The sequence below is a fragment of the Shewanella sp. MF05956 genome, assembly GCF_059758055.1.
This window is the reverse complement of record NZ_JCAYNV010000042.1, coordinates 1-1,524: the sequence shown is the minus strand read 5'-3', so window position 1 is coordinate 1,524 and position 1,524 is coordinate 1. Positions and strand designations below refer to the sequence as shown.

Genomic DNA, 1,524 nt, shown 5'->3' with positions numbered 1-1,524 from the left:
CCATATATGGACGCTCCCGGTGAGTCAAGATAATACTCTGCTCACCGAAGGCTTTTTGGCCTTAGTTTTCTGTACAACATTCTCACTCTTATCGTTGCTTTTGATGCGCTCATTTACCGCTAGAAGCGGTTGTACTGCCATATATACGGGCTTAACAGCCAAGCTGCGCCCCTAATGAAATCCGTACCACTGCGCCGGTCAATTGAAACACCCATGCGGATTAGGTTTTTCCTATCCTTGGCCTATTCGGGCTAGCACTGGTTGGACTGAGCCATTTCTTCATCAATAACAACAACCCTGGTGAGTATTTAATGCGCTATCTCGCGGCTCTTATCACCCACTCGGGTTAATTACCCTTGGCCAGACCGAACTCTGCAAGATAGCGACAACAGTGTTAACAAGTACCATGGTTTACACCTTGATTTGCTGCATATTGCGGAGCATAAGGCACTTGTTTTTGTAATAAAATCCATATCAGTCTGGCGAGTCTATGAGCCGTGGCAACCACCGTACTGCAGATGCTTTTTCGGCTTCTTAACTGTGTTATCCAGAGGTTTAAATCATCTTGTTTTTTACTTGCATGGCTGACAACGGTTCTCGCACCATGAATAAGCTGTTTGCGTAAATATCCGTTGCCTCGCTTGGTGATATTGCCATTGACACTTCGATGGCCAGAGGCAAATTGCTTGGGGGTTAACCCCAGCCACACACCCAGTTCTTTAGCAGTATTAAACGCCTGGCCTTTGCCAATTGATGCGACGAATGCTGACGCGATAATAGGGCCGATACCAGGAATACTTAATAATATTTTGCCATTAGGGTCACGTTCGACAAGCTTTTTTATCAAGGTATTAATTCTGTCTAAACGTGTATTAACACTTTGATATTCATCCCAGAAATCATTAGCCATCAGTTTAATAATGGGACGTTGTGACGCATCGTTAATGATGTCCCACATAGCCACTTCAAATGCTTTATAACCTTGGGCAAAGCAAATCCCAAAATCGACTAATACCCCCCTAATTTGATTAGTGCAGGCAGTTTTCTCCTTCACTAAACGTTCTCTGACTCGGTGTAACATCAATATTTCTTGCTGCTCTTCGGTTTTCACTGGCACGAAACGAATGTTAGGCCTAAAGCTGGCTTCATAAATCGCCATTGTGTCATTGTTGTCATTTTTACTGCCTCGCACGAACGGGGTGACATGTTGGGCTGGAATGAGCTTAACGTTATGCCCCATAGCGAGAAACTTACGCCCCCAGTAATGGGATGAATAGCAAGCCTCAAATACCACATCGCAATGGGGTTGTTGCAACATAAACTCAATCAGCTGAGTGCGATTTAACCGTTTATTGAAGACTTGCTTTGCATGGCTATCCATTCCTAAAACTTGGAAAACATTTTTTGCCAAATCAATCGCAATAGTGGTAACTTTCATGGTGGACGCTCCTTAAGTAACTGTATGGTTCAACATCAGTTTGGCGCATTGACGCCGTATTAGGGAGCGTCCATCTCATCACCCAC

1 protein-coding gene is annotated in these 1,524 nt (G+C 44.3%); it reads right to left on the bottom strand.

The genetic code is table 11. The features are described from left to right. Positions 1-394: 394 nt before the first annotated feature. A complete protein-coding gene (locus AC19MX_RS21030) occupies positions 395-1,438 on the bottom strand; it encodes an IS110 family RNA-guided transposase (RefSeq protein WP_432406171.1) in 1,044 nt (347 codons plus the stop codon). Positions 1,439-1,524 lie beyond the last annotated feature (86 nt).

Coding starts and splice junctions, on each gene's coding strand:
- AC19MX_RS21030 (WP_432406171.1), bottom strand. CDS start 1,438: ATGAAAGTTACCACTATTGCGATTGATTTGGCAAAAAATGTTTTCCAA.